Here is a 20,215-nt window from a genome sequence, read left to right on the forward strand (position 1 = left end):
CTTAAAATAAAAAGAAAACTAAAATAGGAGTGTAATTTTTCGTCTGCTTTACGAAAACACAACTCCTATTTTAGCTTTTTGTTTCTTTTTATTATATATTACACAGCTTTTCCAAGGTCACGCGACTGTGTGCGCATGACGGTATTGAGATCGGGCGCAGCATTTGCCTCGGCAGCAGCCCGCTCCTTCTCACGTTCTTTTGCGATGAGATCCTTCAGCATCTGCATGTGCGGGTGGCTCTCCATCTCCGGCGAAGGCTTGCCCGCGAGCGCCGCTGCCATCTGCTCCGGCATCCCGTCGGGGAACATCGCCTCGAGCATGGAGCGCACAGACTTCGGAATCATATCCTGCAGGGCGACGTTCTCCTTGCGGAGTTTCACCTCGTCCTCCTGCGTGAGCGCATACGCCTCGAGGAAGCCCTGGATGAGGTTGTCGTGCCAGAACTCACCCGCGAGCGTCAGACGGAAGCCCGTCGCCGTGCGCGTAATGAGTCCGTTCTCCGCCCATGCGGCGAGGAGCGGTTCCATTTCCGCAGCGAGATCAACGCCGTATTTCTTCTTGAAGAACGGTGCATAGAGGTAACCGTGCTCGATCTGGTCACCGATCTCACTGTGCATACGGTGTCCGTCCGCCTGCTCACCCATGAACTGGAAGGGCTTTGCCCCCTCCTCGACCATCTTCTCATACGGTGCAAGCCCGCCGTGGTTGCGCCACATCACCTCTCCGATGAACCCGCCTGCACCCGAACCGAAGGCGAGGACGTCGTTGCCGCGTTTGGCAAGTGTGTTGTACATGCTGCGCTCACGGTGATCGGTCGTCCAATGCGTCGTGTCGATGCGGCTCGCCATCGGATTCTCCGCGACGATTTCGAGTCCGCGTTTGAAATACTCGGACTGCTCCTCCGTCGTCGGGAGCATGGGCAGGTCGCCCGACTCGATGCGGCGTGCCAGCTCACTCGACGGGAACACGTTGAGCTGATAGAGATCGCCGCCCGCAATACCGATCTCGAACTGCGTGCGCACGTCGTTCTCCCAGACCTCCATCGACTGATAGGGCAGCCCATAGATGAGGTCGGCAATGACAACGGCGCCCTGCTTCTCCACCATGCGGCGCAGCGTCTCGATGACGGTCTCGCGATCATCGATGCGTCCGATTGCCTGACGGACGCGCGTGTCAAAGGACTGTACGCCGAGGGAGAAGCGGTTGATGCCCGCATTCATCGCAGCCTCGACCTTGCTCTCCGAGAGGTCATGGATGCGACCCTCGAGCGTGATCTCGCAATCGCTCGTGAGCGGCAGCCGCTCACGTACCGTACGCACAAGCCGCACAAGATCGGCGTCACTCAGAGCTGTCGGCGTACCGCCGCCAAAGAATACCGCCTGAAAGGGTGCGCCCGTCACGTATGGCGTATCCGCAGCCGCCTCGATCTCCTGAATGAGCACATCGACGTAGTGATGCGCCGCCTCCTCGCGCGTGAAATTCTGGAAAAAGCCGCAGTAGCTGCATTTCTTGTCGCAGAATGGGATGTGAATGTAGACGGCACGCTCATCCGCCGGATCGGGCGTCTGCGCCATCAGATCCGCCCAGATGCTCGCCTGCTCCGCCTTGTCCCCGATCATGCGCTTGCCGCCTGCGCCGGGATGCACGACGCGCTTTTTCGTAAAGGCACAACCGAGCGGGTTCGTAGACTTTGTACCAAGCAGCCAGCCGCGTGCCTCCTCCGAGAGCGCAGCGAGTTTTGTCTCAAATGTATTCATGAGAGTGCCTCCTTTGCCGCCGCAATGACCTGCGCGAAATCGTTTTCATCCGGGTGACTTGCTGCCGCCGCATAGCGCACCGCATTCTCCTCAGTGAACGCATGCACATTGTCCTTCGGCATACTCTTGAACATCTCGATGAGCATCGGGTCGATCGCGCCCTGCACGAGGATCGCGCCCAGGATCTCATTCGACGCATCGAACAGTGTACGGATATTTTCGATGCACTTCGCGCAGTGCTCCGAGTCCGGCTCTGCGCCAAGCGTGCCATAGATGAACACGCGCCGCCCGCGCAGGCTCTCAATGTACTTCTTCGCCGCAGCATCCGCCGTTCCACGGTCGATCCATGTACCAACACAGAGCGTTGCACTCTCTGGCACTGCCGACGTGTCCTTGACACTGTGGCAGGATGCGTCGAGTGCCTCCGCCAGGTGTTCCGCGACCTTCTTCGTATTCCCCGTACGCGAGGAGTAGATCACAGCAATATTATTTTTCATAAATACACACTCCTGTATATCAATATGAATATCTTCATTGTTTGATTCATGTATATAATATAACAGGTCTTCCAAAAAATCAAGAGTTTTTTGTGAAAATCATAAAAAATAATTATGAATCAAATTCACGTTTACATTCTTATATAGGAATATTATAGGCATACATACTCGTTCTCAATTATATTCTCAATTATATCAAGCTATTGAGAATATAGTCATTCATATTTTCTTCAGAAATCAATTCTGCTTTATTTTTATATTTTATTGAAATATTATTCACTATTCTATTCTATATATAACTTCTAACTATATTTATTCCAACAAAAAACACCGCCGAAGCGGTGCTTTCCATTGTGTAAGCTCAGTGTGCGCCGTGTCCGTGATGACCGCAGTGCTCCCCGTGCTCATGATGTCCGTGTCCACAGCCGTGACCTTCATGCCCCTCATGACCGCAGCCATGCCCGTGTGCATGATCCTTGCCGTGCTGATGTTGGTGGCGGTGTGTGCACTTGCCCTCATCCGCACTTCTCTCAAGCGTTCCCGCGAGATGCTGCTGCACGACCGCATCCGCGCTGCCCTTCACGCCGGATACGAGCGTAATGCCCGCCTCTGCAAGTGCCGTCCGTGCACCCGCGCCGATGCCGCCACAGATCACAACATCCGCTTTCGCGTTGTGGAGGAAGCTCGCAAGTGCGCCATGCCCCTCACCGACCGTGTCCACAACTTCCGAGGACTGCACCGTGCCGTCCTCGACATCATAGAACTTGAACTGTTTTGCTCTGCCGAAATGCTGCTCAATCTTCTCATTTTCATAAGGTACTGCGATTCTCATTGTATGCTCTCCTTTATCCTGAATCCCGAGGACTATCGGATGTTCGATCCGATATGCGCCGCCTGCAATGCGAATGCGCTTCCCGCAGATGATTGCCTCCGCGAGCTTGTAGCGCGCCGCCTCGTAGATGCTCGTCACCGTCGCACGGGACACGCCCATCGCGGCGGCACATTCCTCCTGCGTCTGCCGCCCATAGTCGATCTGACGGATCGTCTCGAGCTCATCCAGCTGGAGGACAACGGACTCCTCCGTCTCCTCTTCCGCATCCTCCGGCGCAAAACTCCAAAAATCCGGATAAGCGCCGATGCGTCGGCATCTCTTTGGTCGCGGCATAGCTCCTCCTTTTCTTTCATATGACAGTTATAATCTTAGCAAAGTTTTCAGCATATGTCAATTATGTTTTTCTTGTGCTTGACAAGGTATGATAGAATAAAGGTGAAAGTTTATTGTATTTTGGGAGGAAATGGTTATGAAAAAGATGATTGCAGGGCTCTTTGCGGGACTCATCCTCGCCACAGGCGCACAGGTACTCGCCTATGGCTGCGAAGGCGGGGTATGCGAACTGCCGCAGCGTCAGAACACGGCGTACTGCTATGGCGGCAATGCAGGTTACTGCTACGACGGCGACTGCGCACAGACATCACGCGATGCGTGCGCAAATCAGAGACGCGGCGGCTGCGGCTGCTATCGTGGACGGTAATTGAGCGACAGAGTGGGTCTGCTTGGAGGATATCATCTTCCAAGCAGACCCACTCTTTATTGTGGCAGGATATGTACATCCAATGACGAATCATAATCCAAATACAAAAACAGCCCCTCCACCAAAGCCGCTCGCATGGTGGAAAAAGCTGCTGATCGCTATGTTCGGCACATACATCGCGGCAAAGGTTTTCGGTCTCATCATCCCCGATGTCAGTGCCGCAGGTATGTTCCCTCACACGGACGGGGATGGACATACAGAGAAGTCTCCCCCAACAGACGAATATCCAGACGATACATGGGACTATCCTATGGAAGATCGATACGAGGATGAGGATGATCTGCCGCCCGCAGAGAATCTCTATGACGATTGGGACGACTGGAACGAGGGGTATGACGACGACCATTTCAGCTGAGGCGAGCGACGGTACGAATGTATAACACATACCGTCGCTCCTCATGATGTCAGTATATTTCCCTCCGATGCCCGATGGCAAGTGCAAGGATGACAAGACGATCGTCCTCGATGGCACAGATCAGGCGATAGTCGCCGATGCGGTAACGCCACTGCCCCTTTCGGTTCGCCGTGAGTGCCTTGCCAAATGCACGCGGATTCTCACAGTGGATAAGATTTTTCGTAATCCAGCCACGAAGGATACGCTGTGTATAACGATCCAGCTTCTTAAAATCCCGATCAAACGAGGCAGTTGTCTGTACTTCGTACTTATTCAAGATCTAGTTCCTTCCACAACTCCTCAATCGGCTTCGCCTGCTTACCATCTTTTAGATACTCCGCATACGCCTCCTCGGCAAGCGCGATATCGTACTCATCCTCGATCTTTTCAAAGAGCGCCTGCTTGAATGCCTCACCGAGGGAGATCGCGTGCAGCTTCGCATAGCTCTCTGCTAGCGCCTTCTCCGTGTCTGTCAGTCGGATCGAAAAACTCATTGTCATCCCTCCTTTTTGATTACAATGTACTACACTAAATTTTCTTTGTCAAATTCTATTTAAGATGAACGCTCCTCCCCGATAATACTATTAGAAGGAATTGTATCCCACGGATTGGAGATGGTAACATGCGTATTGGAGAGAATGCAGGTAAGCTCCCATTCCTGCATACGGAGAACGCAGCGGCAGGAAAATCGGAGCAGAAGAAAAGCACGGTGACAGATATCCTGAGCCGCGCGGTCGAGGTCTATATCAGCGCAAAGGGGAAATCCCTGAACGAGAGCGCAGATATGGAGGAGGATCTGACCCCTGCAGAGCTGGCACTTGCGGCAAACGAGAAGGAAATCGCCGACAAGAAGGCAAAGAAGGCGCAGGCAGCGGAGATTGAGAAGCGCATTCAGACGGATGAGAGCCTCACGGACGAGGATAAGACAAAGCTGCAGAAGCAGGCGAACGATCTGAAACGTGCGGGCATGACGGACGAGGACAAGCTGAGCGAGCTGCACGGCAAGGTGGATGCGCTCGAACAGCTCGTAAGGGACGGACTTGTGACGGATGATGAAATCAGCAAACAGCGTTCCCTCTACCACCGTCAGATCAGTTTCTTGAAAGGCTCAATGGCGGCAAAGGACGAGCACATCCGAAAGCTGCGCGGACAGGCGCTGCAGGAGCGTGCCGACCGCGATGCGGAGATCACAAAGGCGCAGGAGAAGGAACGAGCCGCACTTGCAGCGGCGCAGCCGGATGATCTAACCGCACTCGCCGCCCTCAGAGAGTACCAAAAGACTGCCGCTGCAAAGAAACACGCAGACCGCAGCACAATCGTCGTCCCAAGCAATAAGAGTACAAGCGATACATAGGAAGCACTGCACGCAAACGGCGGCAGCCCGCGAGGAAAACCTCGCCGGACTGCCGCCTTATTTTCTATTGTATCGCCGCTCAGATCAGTACCGCCGGTTCGTACTCCTCGGGGAGAATGCGGCGGAGGAAACGGCGGGTGCGTTCCTCGCGCGGCGCGGTGAAGATCTCGTGCGCCCCGCCCGCCTCGACGATGACGCCGTCCGACATAAAGACGACCTGCGTCGCGACATCCTGCGCGAACTTCATCTCGTGAGTGACAACGATCATCGTCGTCCCCTCCCGGGCAAGCTGCTTCATGACCTGCAGAACCTCGCCCACGAGCTCGGGATCGAGCGCAGAGGTCGGCTCATCAAAGAGGATGACATCGGGCTTTGCCGCAATCGCGCGTGCGATGCCGACGCGCTGCTGCTGCCCGCCCGAGAGCTGCGCGGGGTAGTAGTCCGCGCGCTCCGCCATGCCGACCCTCCGCAGAGCCTCCATCGCGATCGCATGCGCCTCCCCCTTCGGGATGCCGCGTCCGACGGTCAGCCCGAGCGTCACATTCTCGAGCGCGGTCTTGTTGGCAAAGAGATTGTAGTTCTGAAAGACAAACGCGGTCTTTTTCCGCACATCCGCAACCTCCCGATGCGAGGCATCCCGAAGGGAGAGCTGCGCCCCGTGGAAGTCCATCGTCCCTCCGTCAGCACGCTCGAGAAAGTTGAGACAGCGCAGGAATGTGGTCTTTCCCGAGCCGCTCGGTCCGAGGATAACGACAACATCTCCCTTTGTGACGGAGAGGCTGACATCCTTCAGCACCTCGGTGTTTTCAAAGTTCTTTCGCACATTTTTTACTTCCAGCAACATAACGCCGCCTCCCTAGTTCTGACCGCGGAATGCTCCGACACGCCGTTCCGCCGCCGCGAAGAGCAGCTGAACGATGGTGCAGAGGACAAGATAGACAAAGAACACATCGAGATATGCCTCGATGTAGTTATAACCGTAGGACGCGGCGATCTTGCCGACTGCCATGATGTCCTTGACCGTCATGAGAAAGGCGAGCGATGTGCCCTTGATGAGATTGACCGTGATGTTCGCGATGCTCGGCAGCGCGACGACGAGTGCCTGCGGGATGATGACGTGCACATAGGTCTGAAATGCACTCAGCCCGCCCGCAAGGCCTGCCTCGAACTGCCCCTTCGGGATGGCGAGCAGAGCGGAGCGAAACGCCTCCGTGAGCAGGGCAATCGTGTTGACGGTAAAGATAAAGACGGCGTAGTAAAACGGATCAACCGCCTCAAATACGTTGATATCCAGCCCCAGATCCTTGATGAGCGCATTGATGAGACTCGGCAGAAGGCTGTAAAGCAGGAGAATCTGAAGGATGAGCGGCGTGCCGCGCACAAAGGAAACATAGAGCCGCGCAATCGTCCCGCCGATGCCCTGCCCGCGCACGCGCAGGACGGCAAAGCAGAATGCAGCGGGCGCGGCGAGTACAAGGGAAAGCGCGGTCAGTGCGAGCGTCACACCCGCCCCCTGCCACACGAGCAGAAAGGTTTCCTGCATAAAGTCAAGATCCAGTTCCAACGGCTTCCCCTCCTTTCACTGTGCGTCGCTTCACGGCCGCGGCGCGCAGACTCGTTCCTTTATCCAGGTGCTTTTCCGCTGCGCCAAAAATCTGCTCGAGGATGAGTACCAGCACCCAGTAGATGAGCATCGCGGCGAGATAGACCTCGATCCCGTACGCACCGAAGTTCTGTGCGATGATGAGGTTGCCCCTGCCGATCAGGTCGATGAGGCCGATCGTGTACGCGAGCGATCCTTCCTTCAGCAGATTGATGGCTGCATTGCCGAAATTCGGCAGGGCGATGATGGCCGCCTGCCCGAACATGACGTGACGGAATGCCTGAAACGGCGTCAGGCCCGCACTCACTGCCGCCTCGTATTGCCCGCGCGGAACAGCCGTATAGGCCGCGCGAAAAACCTCGGAGATGTATGCGCCGAAGAGCAGCGTGAACGTGATCACAGCGAAGACGGCGCGGTGCAGCGCATTCATATCGTAGTCAAAGAGCGCAAACGCGAGTTTCGGCAGCCCGTAGAAGACGATAAAGAGCAGAACGATGGACGGCGTGCAGCGCATAACATACACATAAGCGAGCGCAGCCCACCGGAGCGGCATGGAGCCGCCGATGTTTGCCCACGCAAGCACGCCGCCGAGCAGCGAACCGAGCGTGATGCTGACGAAGCCCACGAGAAGCGTCACATCGAGATATGCGAGGAGCTGCGGCAGAACCTGCCCGATCATCCCAATGTCAAATGCCCGTGTTTCCATCCCGTGTGCCTCCTTTCATCAGTTCAGGTATGCCGACAGGCTCTCCCCGAAATATTTCTGCTCGAGTTCCGCAATTTTTCCCTCGGCGCGCAGTTCCTCGATCGCCTTGTCATATTCGTCTGCAAAGGCCTGTTCCTTCTTGTTGAAGATCGGATAGGTCGGAATCCCCTTGTAGCGGATGTAGGTCAGCTTGTCGCTGAATGCATGGTAGGGCGCGTCTGCCTTCTCAATGTTGTTCTTGTAGCTCAGCTCGACCTCAAGATAGCCGTCATAGCGCCCCTCCATGACCCAGCTGTATGCATCCGCATTCTGGAACGACTCGGACGAGGTCAGCTTGATCTGGTTGTCGGGGTTCTCTTTATTGTAGGTGTCGATGACCATGTAGCGCGCATCCTGCGGCGCAATCGGGACGAGCTTGCCGCTGAACTTCGCAAAGGACGAGAGATCCTTGATCTCGTTTGCCGTATCCTTGCGGATCGCGAGGCCGATCACACTCGCACCGATGTTGTTCTGCGGGAACACATACTTCTTTTTGCGTGCCTCCGTGATCCAGATGCCCTTCGTACCGACCGTGTACTTTCCGGACTCGACACCGATCAGGAGATCGTCATCCGAGGTCGGCACGAATTTGAATTCATACTGTGGCAGCTTCTTCGCCACTTCCTTCATCACAGCGACCTCGAAGCCGTCCGACTCGCCCTGCTCATTCACGTAGTCATACGGCACATAGTAGTTCGTGTGCGCGACCGTGATTGTCTTCTTGCCGTCTGCGGACTTCGCTCCATCCGAGCTCTCCTTGCCGCAGCCGGCGAGGCCTGCCGCGAGTGCCGCTGTGAGAAGCCCCGTAAGTGCCGCCTTGCCGATTTTCTTGAAATTCATGTCATTCTCTCCTTTATCGCGCGCCCGCTGCGCCGCGTACCCAGTCAAAACGCTTCCAATCAATGTCACGGGGCACAGTGCAGTCCGCGCCGAGAAGGACGCCCGTCCGCCCCGCCGCCGCGAGAATGCGCTGCGTCTCTGCCTCGACCTCCGCCCGTGTGCCGCTATAGAGGATGTCCGTCGGCAGATTGCCGAATCCTCCGAGCAGCGCGTGCTGCGGGAAAATTCTGCGCCCCTCTTCAAGCGGCACCCCCTCGACCACCGCCGCCCAATTGATCGTCTTGGCATCGTAGTCCTTGTACCATTCGAGTTCGTTGCGGTGCCCTGCATAGCCGCATATATGGAGGATATTGTAGGAACTCACCGCATTCGCGGCGCGCAGGATCTCCTTTTCGCCCGGCGCGAACACCTCCTCATAGACGGCGCGGTCAGCCCCCTCACCAACAAGGTTCTGCAGGCTGAAATAGATGCCCGTCACGCTCGCCTCTGTGATCATGCGATGCGCGAGTTTTGCGAGATCAGCGGAGATCACGGCGAATGCCTGCTTTACCGCCTCCTTGTCCTCACGCACAAGCTGTGCGAGAAATGCCTCATCCTCCGCGAGCGTACCCGGCTGCATAAACTTGATCGTCGTCCCCGCGCAGAAGATGTTGTAGAACGTCGCGACCTCCGTGCCGTACCTCCGCGTAATCTCCTTCGCGTAGGCGACCTGCCGCGTAAAGAAGGGATGATCGTCCGGGAGCGGCTGCACCTTTGCGAGCTCCGCCGCCGTGCGCGCCGCCTGCACCGCCGGATTCGGATAGGAGAAGAAGCCGTCCGTCATGATCTTGACGAAGTCGGGCTGCGCCTCCTCGATGAAGCGAATCTCGCCGTCCAAGACCTTCTTCTCAAGTTCCGGATGCGTGTAGGCATCCGCGTGAATCTCATCGTCGAGGAAGTGGAACCAAAAACCCGCAGGCACACGCTCTACCTCTTTGCGATCCATTGCATTCATAACCAGTTCTTTTTTCGATATTCCCATAACGACACTCCATTCTTTAAAATCTTGTTTGCATATATGTTTTTCATTTAACGTGTCGACATCATACAACGGATTAACATAGTTGTCAAGCATGTTTTATATATTTTTTGATTGACATATGCGTGGCAATCCCTTTATAATGTAAAAAGCAAGCAATACATATCGGATAAGTTAGGGAGGATATATGATGAAAGATTTCTCTGCCGAAGTACACGGCTGCCACACATATGACGCAACGGGCGCGCTCACGACGCCCGTCTATCTGTCCGCGACGTTCCGCCATCCGGCATTCCGCCGGAGCACAGGCTATGACTATGGACGTGTCGCAAACCCGACGCGCACAGCGCTCGAGCAGACGATTGCACTCCTCGAGGGCGGCGGACGCGCGTGGGCGCTCTCCTCAGGCATGGCAGCAGTCAACCTTGTTTTCGCTCTTTGCCGGGCAGGCGACCATGTGCTCCTGCCGGAGGATCTCTACGGCGGCACGATGCGGCTAGCGAACGAGATTTACAGCCGCTACGGCATTGACTTCGAGTACATCGACATGCGCGACATCGCGCTCGCCCGTTCACGGATGCGGAAAGAGACGAAGCTCATCTTCATTGAAACGCCCTCGAACCCCATGATGTTCGTCACCGACATCCGCGCACTCGCAGAGATCGCGCACGCACATGGCGCGCTCCTCGCCGCGGACAACACCTTTCTCTCGCCGCATTTCCAAAAGCCGCTCGAACTTGGCGCAGACATTGTCCTAGAGAGCGGCACAAAGTATCTCTGCGGTCACAATGACGTGATCTGCGGCACGCTCACAGTGCGGGATGCGGACTCCGACCTCGCGAAGGAGATCGAGCTGCTCGTCAAATCCGAGGGGCCAAACCTCTCTCCGATGGACTCGTGGCTCATGCTGCGCAGCCTAAAGACACTCGGCGTGCGCGTCGAGCGTCAAGAGGAGAGTGCGCTCACCATCGCCCAGTGGCTGCGCACACTGCCAGAGGTCACCGATGTTTACTATGTAGGTCTCTCCGACCATCCCCAGTATGCACTCCACCAGTCCCAGAGCACGGGCTGCGGCGGCATGATCTCGTTCAAGGTGAAAACGCCTGAGACCGCGCAAAACGTCCTTGCCCATCTAAAACTCATCGCATTTGCCGAAAGCCTCGGCGGCGTTGAGAGTCTGCTCACCTATCCCATCGTCCAAACGCACGCGGAGATGCCCCGCGACCTCATCACGCGCACAGGACTCGACGACCGCCTCCTCCGCCTCTCCGTGGGACTTGAGGATGTAGAGGATCTAAAAGAGGATCTGGCACAGGCACTGAAAAAGGCGGCACAGAAAGGATAAGCATCATGCCCATCAATTTTGACGAAATCATCGACCGCAGGAATACCTCCTGCCTGAAACACGACTTTGCCGTCGAACGCGGCTATCCCGCAGATATCCTGCCGTTCTGGGTGGCAGACATGGACTTCCGCGCTCCTGCTCCCGTCATTGACGCACTCAAAGCACGCGCAGAGCACGGTATCTTCGGCTATACACAGATCAAGGATGACTATTTTGCCGTCCTTCGGAACTGGTTCCGCACACGCCATGCCTGGGACATCGAACGGAGCGAGCTCATCATCACCCCCGGCGTTGTCTTTGCGATTGCGACCGCCATCCGCGCCTTTACCGAGCCAGGAGACGCCGTACTCATCCAGCAGCCCGTCTACTATCCCTTTGCGAACATCATCCGCGACAACGGCCGCACACGCATCGACAATCCCCTGCAGCTCATAGAGGGGCGCTATCAGATCGACTTCGCCGACTTCGAGCAAAAGATCGTCGCACACGGCGTCAAGCTCTTTATCCTATGCAGCCCGCACAATCCCGTCGGGCGTGTCTGGACGCGTGCGGAGCTCGAACAGATCGCCGCCGTCTGCCTGCGGCATAACGTCATTGTCGTTGCGGACGAGATTCACGAGGAGTTCATTCGCCCGGGCTTTCGTCACATCCCGTTCGCCTCGCTCTCAGAGGAGGCTGCCGCCATCACCATCACCTGTACCTCACCGAGCAAGACCTTCAACCTCGCAGGGCTCCAGATCTCGAACATCTTCATCCGAAACAAGACGCTGCGCCGCCGCTTCCAGCAGGAACTCAGCCGCACGGGCTACGACGAGCCGAACACGCTTGGTCTTGCAGGCGCAAAGGCAGCCTACGAGCACGGCGCAGCGTGGCTCACGGAGCTCCTCGCCTATCTCGAGGAAAACACCGCGCGTGTAAAGGCATTTCTCGCGCAGCATCTGCCGAAGGTGAGGCTCATCGAACCCGAGGGGACGTATCTCCTCTGGCTGGACTTCTCTGCCTACGGGCTTTCGGATGAGGCGCTCAACGAGAAAATCATCCGCGACGCGCATCTCTGGCTCGACGACGGCCCCATCTTCGGTGCGGGTGGCAGCGGCTTCCAGCGCATCAACATCGCCTGTCCGTGGAAAACGCTCGAACAGGGGCTCAAAAATCTCACCGAAGCATTCGCCTAAACAACGACAGAAAAAATAGGAGACACAGCATCTTCGCCGTGTCTCCTATTTTTTTGTTATCCGATTTTTTCCAATTCCTTACGCCGTGCCCGCAGAATTTCAAGACCCTGCGGATACTCCTGAAGGAGCAGCAGCAGATTCGCCATCGTCCTGCTCGGCAGAACTTCGCCCGACTCGTACTTCTGGAATGCGCGTGCTCCGCCGCCGAGGATTGTCCCCGCCTGTTCCTGCGTCAGTTGGAATTTCTTCCGAATCGAACGGATTTCGGTGGGGAGGGGAAGTCCCTCAACGCGTGCTTTGAGAATATGCAGCGCCCGATCTGAGCATTTCATATCCTCCCGGGAATGTTCGCCAGTCTTGCCATCGACTGAGTACCAACCGGGCATATCAAAGGTGATACTCTCACCATGATATGTCAATGTCATCGGTTTGATATCACGACGCAGCTTTTCACCCGTCTCACAACTGATAACGACTTCCTCAACCTCTCTCCTTTTCATAATCCATCCCTTCTTTGAATTTAGGGAAGCACTGATAAACTCAGCCGCGCATCTTGACATATCTTTTTTGCCCGCTTGTTGTCGGTAAATCATCCACATAGATTTGGCTATGAGTCCGTTTTTCCTCCTCAATCGGACAGAAAAATCTACGCCAATCTAAGTGTCTATTTTATCAGTGATTCTTTAGTAGTATTATTTTTCTTTAAATGATAGCAATGTAAATTCTGAAATACAGTTATTTGCCGTAAATTTAATGTAAATGATATAATCCCCATCCGGGACATGGTAGACATCATGCCAACTAGCATGGTCGTAATACGCCGTCATCGATTTATAAAACTGTTCTCGTTTCATTGCCGCGACAACTCTATAAATATCCGCTTCCAAATACCCGATTTCCGCTGCTGTTTGTAGAGCAGTATTCGTTACTCTATAATCCGATTGCTTAAACTTTTCCAAGTCATGATGTGGCTTTTTTTTCTCCACATAGATTTCCTCCTTTCTTTTTTCTTTATTTTACACCATATTGGTGTAAAATACAATCCCCACCGAAAAAATTTCAGTGGGGATGCCCTATCATTCATTTTCCCTAAAATACTGCCACGCGTCCATGACATCGAGGAAAGCACCGTCGAAGCCCGCCGCCATGATCTTGTCAAGGTAGGCATCAGGGCTGCCGTAGAGGAGGTCATGCCACTCCTGCGACCAATAGCGTGCCTTGTAGCTGCCCGGCCACTCGGGGTTCGGCTCCGCGAGCCAGTGCGGGCGCTCATCCGTCCACGAGGGCTGCCAGTAGGTGCGGTAGTCCGCCGCCTCACCGACGCTCATGTAGGAGAGGAGGAGCCGCTGTCCGCCGTTCGCCTTGCGCTTGAGCCGCATCGTCTCTTCCTTGGAGAGCGGACGATCCCCGTAGTAGAGATCGACGATGAGGAGGTCATAGTTCGTCTCAGAGAGTGCCTTAATGTACAATTCCCGAGTCTTGTAGTGCTCAGGGTTGAGCAGAACGAGGAAATTCTTTGCCTCTTTCAGCTGTGTGACATTGCCCGTATTCTCATACATCGGGCGACGATCCGGAATTACATCGAGGGCTGTATCCCCTCCATCGGAGACATAGCCCGCCGCAGCCCCCATCTCCTGCGCGGTGTGTATTTTTTTACCCTTCACATAGTCGAGGGTAAAGACCTGCCGCTCTGCGCGCAGCGGTTTTTCGAGCATAGCGGTGAGAAATTCATCCGTCGCTCGATTGTTGCGCCTTGCCTCCGCCCCGTTCTCCGTACGGCCGTCGTAGAAGCGGGACTCCATAAAGAAGCCGTCCAGCACACGGATGAGCCGTGCTACATTCTCTTCCGCATTGTCCTCCGTCACTTCGAGCAATCCCACTCCTCCATTGCCAATGAGCAGGAAGTCCGGCTTTCTTTCGCGCACATAGCTGCCGATCTCTGCCGCGAGATCAACCATCTCCGTCTCCGGTGCAGATATTTTTGCGTCGCCTTCCGCTGCGGAAAAATGACACAGCCCAAAGCCAATGACAACTGTGAGAAACAATTTGGGAATCGACACCATAGAACACTCCTGACGCAAAAAGGCCGCCGCAGAGCAACAAAACGCTCAATAGGCAGCCTTGTGCAGATTACGAAAGCTGATAATCAGCACCGTCACCTTGACGGTCTTCATTTTATCAGCGGTTCCTTACTTATCCTGGAACAGATCCGTCGAGAGATAGCGATCACCGCCGTCGGGCAGGAGAACAACAATGTTCTTGCCCGCGAATTCGGGGCGGCGTGCCAGCTGTACCGCAGCAACAAGCGCAGCCCCCGAAGAGATGCCGACAAGCGCCCCCTCACGGCGTGCGAACTCCCTGCCATAGGAAAAGGCATCTTCGTTCTTCACCTGAATAATCTCGTCATAAACCTTTGTGTCGAGTGTTGTGGGGATAAATCCTGCACCGATGCCCTGAATCTTATGCGGCCCCGGCTTGCCTCCCGAGAGCACAGGAGAGTCAACCGGCTCCACTGCGACAACGTGGACGGAAGGCGCCTTGCTCTTCAAATAGTGTCCAACACCCGAGACTGTCCCACCCGTACCGACACCGGCAACAAAAACATCCACACGTCCATCTGTGTCCTCCCAGATCTCAGGGCCTGTCGTACGCTCATGTACCGCAGGATTTGCAGGATTCTCAAACTGCGAAGGGATGAACGAGTTAGGAATCTCTTTCTGCAGCTGCTCAGCACGTGCAATTGCCCCCTTCATTCCCTGCGATCCGTCTGTCAGGACGATCTCTGCTCCATACGCCTTGAGGAGGTTACGGCGCTCCACGCTCATCGTCTCAGGCATCGTAAGAATCGCCTTATAGCCGCGTGCGGCCGCAACAGCAGCGATGCCAATGCCTGTATTGCCGCTCGTCGGCTCGATCAGCGTCGCCCCTGGCGCAATCTTGCCGTCGCGCTCTGCCTGTTCGATCATAGCGATCGCGATGCGATCCTTCACTGAGCCCGCTGGGTTAAAATACTCAAGCTTCACCAGAATGTTTGCCGGAAGATCGTGCGCTTTTGCAAATTTTTTCGCTGCAAGTAAAGGTGTATGTCCGATGAGTTCTGTGACCGACTGATAAATATTTGCCATGATTCATTCTCCTTTTATAAACGCATTATCTATGTAAACATATCAAAAAAGTATGTTTATATTTTACTCGTTTTTGAGAAATATGTCAAGGGGAAAAAGAAATCGCTGCGCGAAATAAAATTCGCACAGCGACTTCTTTACGTCGGTTCAAAATAGACCTTTACATGCGTGCCCTGCTCAACAATATCATTGACACTGAGGTCTTGGGAGACGGCCGCCCCCGTCCCCTCACTCTCGAAGAGGAGTCCACGCTGTTCAGCGAGGCGCGCTGCCTCACGTATTGACAGCCCCGTGAAATCGGGTACGAGTGCCTTTCCTTCAGGTGGCATTGCTACGGTCTCCATGCGCCGCTCCTCAATTCTCTTCTCTTCTGCAGAGGCGGTTTTTGATGATGTATCCTCTGCATCTTTTGTAAATGGATTGCTCGACGGTTCCACATGAGCATACCGCAGGAGCTGCGCAAAGATACGCGAGGCGACAGGCGCTGCGATTTGCCCGCCGTAGAAATTGCCGCCGCGTGGGTCGTCAATCATGACGAGTACGGTAAAGATCGGATCCTCGACAGGCGCAAAGCCACAGAATGAGGCTATGTAGCGCCCCTCCATATAGCCCGAGGTATCGAGGCGAATCTTCTGTGCCGTTCCTGTCTTTCCTGCAATGCGGTAGCCGCGAACGGCAGCCTTGGAGCCGCCGCCCGTCGCAACGACCTGTTCGAGCAGACCGATGAGCGTTCGATCCACTGTTTTTTGCAGGGTTTCACGAATCGTTTGCGGCTTGCGCTCCTCATAGATCGAGCCGTCTGGATTTTTTATTGTACGCACAATATGCGGCCGCATCAGGGTCCCGCCATTTGCGATTGCGGACATTGCAGTCACGAGCTGCAGCGGGGTCACGGCAATACTCTGTCCGATGGCAGTCGTCGCGATATCTGAGTCACGCATATCCTCGGCCTTGAAGAGGATTCCCTCTTCCTCTCCCGGCAGATCGATCCCCGTCTGTTCGCCGAAGCCAAAAATACGTGTATAGTGCATGAGCTTTTCCGCGCCGAGCGAGAGTCCGACCTGAGCAAACCCCGTGTTGAGAGAGTTCTTTACAATATCGGTGAAGGTAACTGCACCATAGCTCTCATTGCTCCAGTTCTGAATGCGCCGCCCGGAAACCATAACGTAACCAGGATCAAAAAACACCTGATTCGGTGTTACAATTCCTTCCTGCAGTGCAGCACCTGCAACGATTGCCTTGAAGGTCGAGCCCGGCTCATAGATAAAAGAGACGGCACGATTCTTCCAATTCTCCTGCGGATAGTCCCAAAAACGATTCGGGTTGTAAGAGGGGCGCGATGCCATCGCGAGGATCTCACCCGTCTTCGGATCCATGACAATCGCCGTGATGGAGGATGGATTGTTCTCCGCCATCGCACGGTCGAGCTCCTGCTCTACCATGAACTGGATCGTACTGTCAATCGTCAGTACCGCCGTCTTGCAGTAGTCGCCGCGATACGTGCGCCGTCCGAAGAAGATGGAGTCTAGGATTGGCCGCCGCTGTCCGTCGACCGTCAGACGCTCCTCTCGAATCTCCCCCTTGAGCAGGGGGTCGAGGGCCTGCTCCACCCCGTCGAGTCCCTCGTCGTCCGTGCCGACGAAGCCAAGCACATTCGCCGCAAGTGCATCGTTCGGATAATAGCGCTTTGCCTCATTCTGAAATCCGAGGCAGTCACTGTAGCCCTTCTCACGGATGACGGCGCGCACCGCCTCGTATTCACTATGCTCAAGCCGTCGCTTGACCCAGACGAAGCCTCCACCGACAGAAATGTCGTCGAGGATCTCCTGCTCCGTGAGTCCGAGGAGGGGTGCAATATCGGCAGCAATCTCCGCAGGATCGTGCGAATCGTAAACATGGTTTGGGTCAATAAACAGCGATTTCGTCATGCTGCTGACCGCGAGTTCCTTGCCATTGCGATCGAGGATCGCGCCGCGCAGGGACTGGATGCGGAATTCATAGCCACTCTGGTCACGCATGCGTTGTGCGAGCGCATCTCCCTGCACAACCTGCAGATAAGCGTAGCGAAATGTTAGGATGACGAGAAAGGCAAACATCAGAATGGCAACGCGTGCAATACGCCCTTGAACTGTCGCCCGAACATTTTTCATTTTCTCTATGCCCTCCCCTCGAATTGTTTCCCGTGACATCATACCATAACTGCACATGAAAAAAAAGTCGCTGCAATACGCCGTGGCATTACAGCAACTTTTATTACATTAAGCAAGAAAATCAGTGATGATCTTCCTTCTCAGCCTGCTCGATCTCCTCGCGCGTTACGACGCCCTGGGAGATGAGTTCGCTCACCCATGCACCATGGTGATGTGCGGCATACGATGCTTTGATCGTGCCGTCCTTCATGCCGTGGAGAGAGTCAGGGTTGACCCCAGCGGCGAGATAGATATGTCCGAGTGCTGCAGCAAAGCAGACACATGCCGCGATGCTGTGTACGGGGATGGCATATGCGGTGATGGCCGCCGGCAGGAAGCTGTCGCCGATCCAGAGGATGACACCCGAGACGGCAATAACAACGGCAAGGGCAAGCTGCAGGGCGATGTTCATCTTCTCACCGCCATTGTAGAAGCCCTGTGGAGGCATCTCGGGATCTTTGCCCATCAGCTCAAGCGGGAATTTCTGCATGAATTCCATATCCTTCGAGCCGAAGCGGAAGACCTCTTTGATCATCAACAGGTAGCCTTCACGTGCAATGAAGAAGCCGATGATTGGGGTCGCAATGAACAGAACACCGAAGATGCGATGCGCGTACATGAGCGTCTTGTCACCAAAGACATCGTACATGAAACGGAACGTGTCTGAGTAGAGCGGCAGCGCCGTGAGGAAAAGCATGAAGAACGCAAATGCGTTCATCCAGTGACAAAGCGCAAATGTTTTCTGATGGCGCGGCACATATTTTTTATTGATCAACATCGTGCTCACCCCTTCTCCTGTTCCTTCGTGCCTTCTTTAGCACGCGATTTGACGATCTTGCTCAACACCATCGCACCGACAATGCCTGCGGCAGCGCCGCCAATAGCGAGCTTCGTAAAGGCGCGGCCCGCCTTCCAAAGGTCGATGGAAAGCGGCGTAACAGGGTTCGCCGGCAGACCAAAGGCCTCGGGCTTATCTGGCAGCACGTAGATCATATGTGTGCCGCCGACACCCTCGGGACAGTAGATGTTGGCATTGGGGAAATTCGGCTGGATCAGCGCCAGGCGCTCCGCCGCGAGCTGCTTCATCTCCTCGATCGTACCGAATTCCAGCGCGTGCGAAGTACAGGTCTTGGCACATGCAGGTTTCAGGATCTCACCCGTCGTCTCGTGTCCCTTTGCAATGCGGTCATAGCAGAGATCACATTTCGTGGATTTATGACGGATCTCGTCAATCTTGGGAATGTGCCACGGGCAGTTGTGCTCGCAGTAGTGGCAGCCGACGCATTTCGACTCATCGATGACGACGGTGCCGTTCTCGTTGCGATTGATCGCGTTCTCGGGGCACCCCTTCGCGCAGGCGGGGTCGCCGCAGTGGAAGCAGTTCTTCTTGAAGAAGTCCCACTGGAACTTGCCCCGGTCATCGATGCGTTCTTTCATTTCGATGAGCGTATAGACACGCGGCGTAAGGTCTTTGTGGGACTGGTACTGCCCCTCGAACGGAGTATCCATGTCCGGCGGCAGATCGTGCCACTGCTTGCAAGCTACCATGCAGCCGCGGCACGCAGTACAGCGCGACATATCATGCAGCATTGCGATTTCCTGTGTCATGACGTTCGCTCCTCTCCTTGTATAGATTCAAGTATTTTACTCTAAAATTGTATTTCCCTTCTTCTGAAAGCCCTGCTGTTCCGCGAGGAGGTCAAGCTGTACACTCGCCCAGTCCTGCCGGTAGATCGCATCGGCATCGCTGCCGCCCGCCGGTCCGCGGTAGGTCTTGATGTAGCTGCCGCATGCATCGCAAATGTCGAGACGCATGAGGTCGCTGTCCGTGGGTTCGAGTGTATGCATCTTCCCGAGGTCCTCATTGCCGCAGTAGGCGCAGCCAACGCGGGTATAAAGCCAGCGTGTGCCGCAGCCGCCGCAGATGAGGTCACGCGTGCGTCCCTCGCGGTACTTCCTCAGTTCTGCGAGCACCGGACGGCGGCCGCAGACGGGGCAGAAATTCTCACGGAACTGCGGCGTATCGGGATCGGGATCCCACACCGCCGGCTCTTTGAGCGCAGCAGGCACGAGTGCGGCAATGATGCGCCAGATCGTGCTGCGGATGAAGCCCTCATTGAGGGCGTGCTGCTCGGCGAGCGCGGAAAATGCCGCCTTGTCCTGCGTAAGCACGGCGATGATGAATTCTTCCTTCGCCGCCTTGCGCAGCTTCTTCAGCACGGCGAGGTACTCGCGCGCTGACTCCTGCATGAGCGGTGGAACATCCGCCTCTGCAATCCGAGCGAAGACCTCCTCCTGTATCATGTAGACTGCACGCACCATACGGCGGCGGTAGGTCTCCTGCTGGAGGATGGGCAGACGCTCCGCGATCGTCTTCTGAACGGCGCGTTCGGGCAGCTGAATGGTCTCGGGTGTGCCGACTGCCTCAGCAACGAGGCGGTGCACACGCTCAGATTCTGCGAGAAACGGATGCTGCTTGAGGAAGCGCTTCATCGGGTCGATTTTCTTTGCTTTCATAAAAGGGCTCTCCACGTCGTTTCAGACGTTACTCCTGTGCTGTTCTTTATGCGGTGCGGTCCTA

23 protein-coding genes are annotated in these 20,215 nt (G+C 55.4%); 5 read left to right on the forward strand and 18 right to left on the reverse strand.

Translation table 11 applies throughout. The annotated features are described in order from the left end of the window. Window positions 1–98: 98 nt before the first annotated feature. From hutW to HMPREF1992_RS09270, 3 genes are all read right to left on the reverse strand, one after another. On the reverse strand, window positions 99–1,757 hold the full coding sequence (hutW, locus tag HMPREF1992_RS09260) for a heme anaerobic degradation radical SAM methyltransferase ChuW/HutW (RefSeq protein WP_021685634.1): 1,659 nt from the start codon (window positions 1,755–1,757) through the stop codon (window positions 99–101). After that, window positions 1,754–2,254: a flavodoxin family protein gene (locus HMPREF1992_RS09265; protein WP_037359423.1), complete on the reverse strand. Its 501-nt coding sequence runs from the start codon at window positions 2,252–2,254 to the stop codon at window positions 1,754–1,756. Before HMPREF1992_RS09265 ends, hutW begins: the two co-directional genes overlap by 4 nt. Before the next feature lie 361 nt (window positions 2,255–2,615). Then, complete coding sequence (locus HMPREF1992_RS09270; RefSeq protein ID WP_021685636.1) at window positions 2,616–3,419, reverse strand: DUF134 domain-containing protein; 804 nt, start codon at window positions 3,417–3,419, stop codon at window positions 2,616–2,618. Window positions 3,420–3,555: 136 nt separating this feature from the next. On the opposite strand from HMPREF1992_RS09270, the gene HMPREF1992_RS09275 reads away from it, so the two are divergent. Further along, entirely contained in the window at window positions 3,556–3,786 is a 231-nt protein-coding gene (locus HMPREF1992_RS09275; RefSeq protein WP_021685637.1) for a hypothetical protein, read from the forward strand. Window positions 3,787–3,808: 22 nt separating this feature from the next. Further along, complete coding sequence (locus HMPREF1992_RS09280) at window positions 3,809–4,201, forward strand: hypothetical protein (protein WP_021685638.1); 393 nt, start codon at window positions 3,809–3,811, stop codon at window positions 4,199–4,201. Between the two features lie 49 nt (window positions 4,202–4,250). Here HMPREF1992_RS09280 and HMPREF1992_RS09285 read toward each other — a convergent pair whose 3' ends face one another. Both HMPREF1992_RS09285 and relB read right to left on the reverse strand, forming a co-directional pair. Continuing rightward, window positions 4,251–4,517: a type II toxin-antitoxin system RelE/ParE family toxin gene (locus HMPREF1992_RS09285; protein ID WP_021685639.1), complete on the reverse strand. Its 267-nt coding sequence runs from the start codon at window positions 4,515–4,517 to the stop codon at window positions 4,251–4,253. Further along, the gene (gene relB / locus HMPREF1992_RS09290) at window positions 4,510–4,734 is read right to left on the reverse strand and encodes a type II toxin-antitoxin system RelB family antitoxin (protein ID WP_037359426.1); all 225 of its coding nucleotides are present in this window, start codon (window positions 4,732–4,734) and stop codon (window positions 4,510–4,512) included. Before relB ends, HMPREF1992_RS09285 begins: the two co-directional genes overlap by 8 nt. 128 nt (window positions 4,735–4,862) lie before the next feature. Between relB and HMPREF1992_RS09295 the strand changes: the two genes are divergently transcribed. Beyond that, on the forward strand, window positions 4,863–5,594 hold the full coding sequence (locus HMPREF1992_RS09295; RefSeq protein ID WP_021685641.1) for a hypothetical protein: 732 nt from the start codon (window positions 4,863–4,865) through the stop codon (window positions 5,592–5,594). A 79-nt stretch (window positions 5,595–5,673) separates the two neighbouring features. On the opposite strand, the gene HMPREF1992_RS09300 is transcribed toward HMPREF1992_RS09295, so the two are convergent. Genes HMPREF1992_RS09300 through HMPREF1992_RS09320 form a run of 5 tightly spaced genes read right to left on the reverse strand, consistent with a single transcriptional unit; the run spans window position 5,674 to window position 9,803 of the window. Beyond that, complete coding sequence (locus HMPREF1992_RS09300) at window positions 5,674–6,438, reverse strand: amino acid ABC transporter ATP-binding protein (protein ID WP_021685642.1); 765 nt, start codon at window positions 6,436–6,438, stop codon at window positions 5,674–5,676. A 12-nt stretch (window positions 6,439–6,450) separates the two neighbouring features. After that, a complete protein-coding gene (locus tag HMPREF1992_RS09305; RefSeq protein ID WP_037359429.1) occupies window positions 6,451–7,158 on the reverse strand; it encodes an amino acid ABC transporter permease in 708 nt (235 codons plus the stop codon). Continuing rightward, window positions 7,142–7,903, reverse strand: a complete 762-nt coding sequence (locus tag HMPREF1992_RS09310; RefSeq protein WP_021685644.1) for an amino acid ABC transporter permease — start codon at window positions 7,901–7,903, stop codon at window positions 7,142–7,144. Before HMPREF1992_RS09310 ends, HMPREF1992_RS09305 begins: the two co-directional genes overlap by 17 nt. 18 nt (window positions 7,904–7,921) lie before the next feature. Then, the gene (locus HMPREF1992_RS09315) at window positions 7,922–8,782 is read right to left on the reverse strand and encodes a transporter substrate-binding domain-containing protein (RefSeq protein ID WP_037359432.1); all 861 of its coding nucleotides are present in this window, start codon (window positions 8,780–8,782) and stop codon (window positions 7,922–7,924) included. A 13-nt stretch (window positions 8,783–8,795) separates the two neighbouring features. Then, window positions 8,796–9,803: a uroporphyrinogen decarboxylase family protein gene (locus HMPREF1992_RS09320; RefSeq protein WP_037359435.1), complete on the reverse strand. Its 1,008-nt coding sequence runs from the start codon at window positions 9,801–9,803 to the stop codon at window positions 8,796–8,798. Window positions 9,804–9,990: 187 nt separating this feature from the next. Here HMPREF1992_RS09320 and HMPREF1992_RS09325 point away from each other — a divergent pair, with 187 nt between their 5' ends. After that, complete coding sequence (locus HMPREF1992_RS09325; RefSeq protein ID WP_037359439.1) at window positions 9,991–11,145, forward strand: PLP-dependent aspartate aminotransferase family protein; 1,155 nt, start codon at window positions 9,991–9,993, stop codon at window positions 11,143–11,145. 5 nt (window positions 11,146–11,150) lie between these two features. Beyond that, window positions 11,151–12,320: a MalY/PatB family protein gene (locus tag HMPREF1992_RS09330; protein WP_021685648.1), complete on the forward strand. Its 1,170-nt coding sequence runs from the start codon at window positions 11,151–11,153 to the stop codon at window positions 12,318–12,320. A 56-nt stretch (window positions 12,321–12,376) separates the two neighbouring features. Here the strand turns inward: HMPREF1992_RS09330 and HMPREF1992_RS09335 are convergent, their stop codons facing one another. The 8 genes from HMPREF1992_RS09335 to HMPREF1992_RS09370 form a co-directional block, all read right to left on the reverse strand. Beyond that, window positions 12,377–12,820, reverse strand: a complete 444-nt coding sequence (locus HMPREF1992_RS09335) for a type II toxin-antitoxin system MqsA family antitoxin (RefSeq protein WP_037359442.1) — start codon at window positions 12,818–12,820, stop codon at window positions 12,377–12,379. 192 nt (window positions 12,821–13,012) lie between these two features. Beyond that, a complete protein-coding gene (locus tag HMPREF1992_RS09340; RefSeq protein ID WP_021685650.1) occupies window positions 13,013–13,306 on the reverse strand; it encodes a type II toxin-antitoxin system MqsR family toxin in 294 nt (97 codons plus the stop codon). A 90-nt stretch (window positions 13,307–13,396) separates the two neighbouring features. Next, entirely contained in the window at window positions 13,397–14,380 is a 984-nt protein-coding gene (locus tag HMPREF1992_RS09345; protein ID WP_231366983.1) for an endo alpha-1,4 polygalactosaminidase, read from the reverse strand. Between the two features lie 129 nt (window positions 14,381–14,509). Next, window positions 14,510–15,445, reverse strand: coding sequence for a cysteine synthase A (gene cysK / locus HMPREF1992_RS09350; RefSeq protein ID WP_021685652.1), 936 nt, complete (start codon window positions 15,443–15,445; stop codon window positions 14,510–14,512). A 137-nt stretch (window positions 15,446–15,582) separates the two neighbouring features. Further along, window positions 15,583–17,595 (reverse strand): penicillin-binding protein, encoded by a 2,013-nt coding sequence (locus HMPREF1992_RS09355; protein WP_037359445.1) that lies wholly within the window; start codon window positions 17,593–17,595, stop codon window positions 15,583–15,585. 121 nt (window positions 17,596–17,716) lie between these two features. Beyond that, the gene (locus HMPREF1992_RS09360; RefSeq protein WP_021685655.1) at window positions 17,717–18,412 is read right to left on the reverse strand and encodes a formate dehydrogenase subunit gamma; all 696 of its coding nucleotides are present in this window, start codon (window positions 18,410–18,412) and stop codon (window positions 17,717–17,719) included. 5 nt (window positions 18,413–18,417) lie between these two features. Continuing rightward, on the reverse strand, window positions 18,418–19,242 hold the full coding sequence (locus HMPREF1992_RS09365; RefSeq protein WP_021685656.1) for a 4Fe-4S dicluster domain-containing protein: 825 nt from the start codon (window positions 19,240–19,242) through the stop codon (window positions 18,418–18,420). Window positions 19,243–19,278: 36 nt separating this feature from the next. Continuing rightward, entirely contained in the window at window positions 19,279–20,151 is an 873-nt protein-coding gene (locus HMPREF1992_RS09370) for a formate dehydrogenase accessory protein FdhE (protein ID WP_021685657.1), read from the reverse strand. Between the last annotated feature and the right edge of the window lie 64 nt (window positions 20,152–20,215).

The organism is Selenomonas sp. oral taxon 892 str. F0426, assembly GCF_000468035.1.
GTDB lineage: Bacteria > Bacillota > Negativicutes > Selenomonadales > Selenomonadaceae > Centipeda.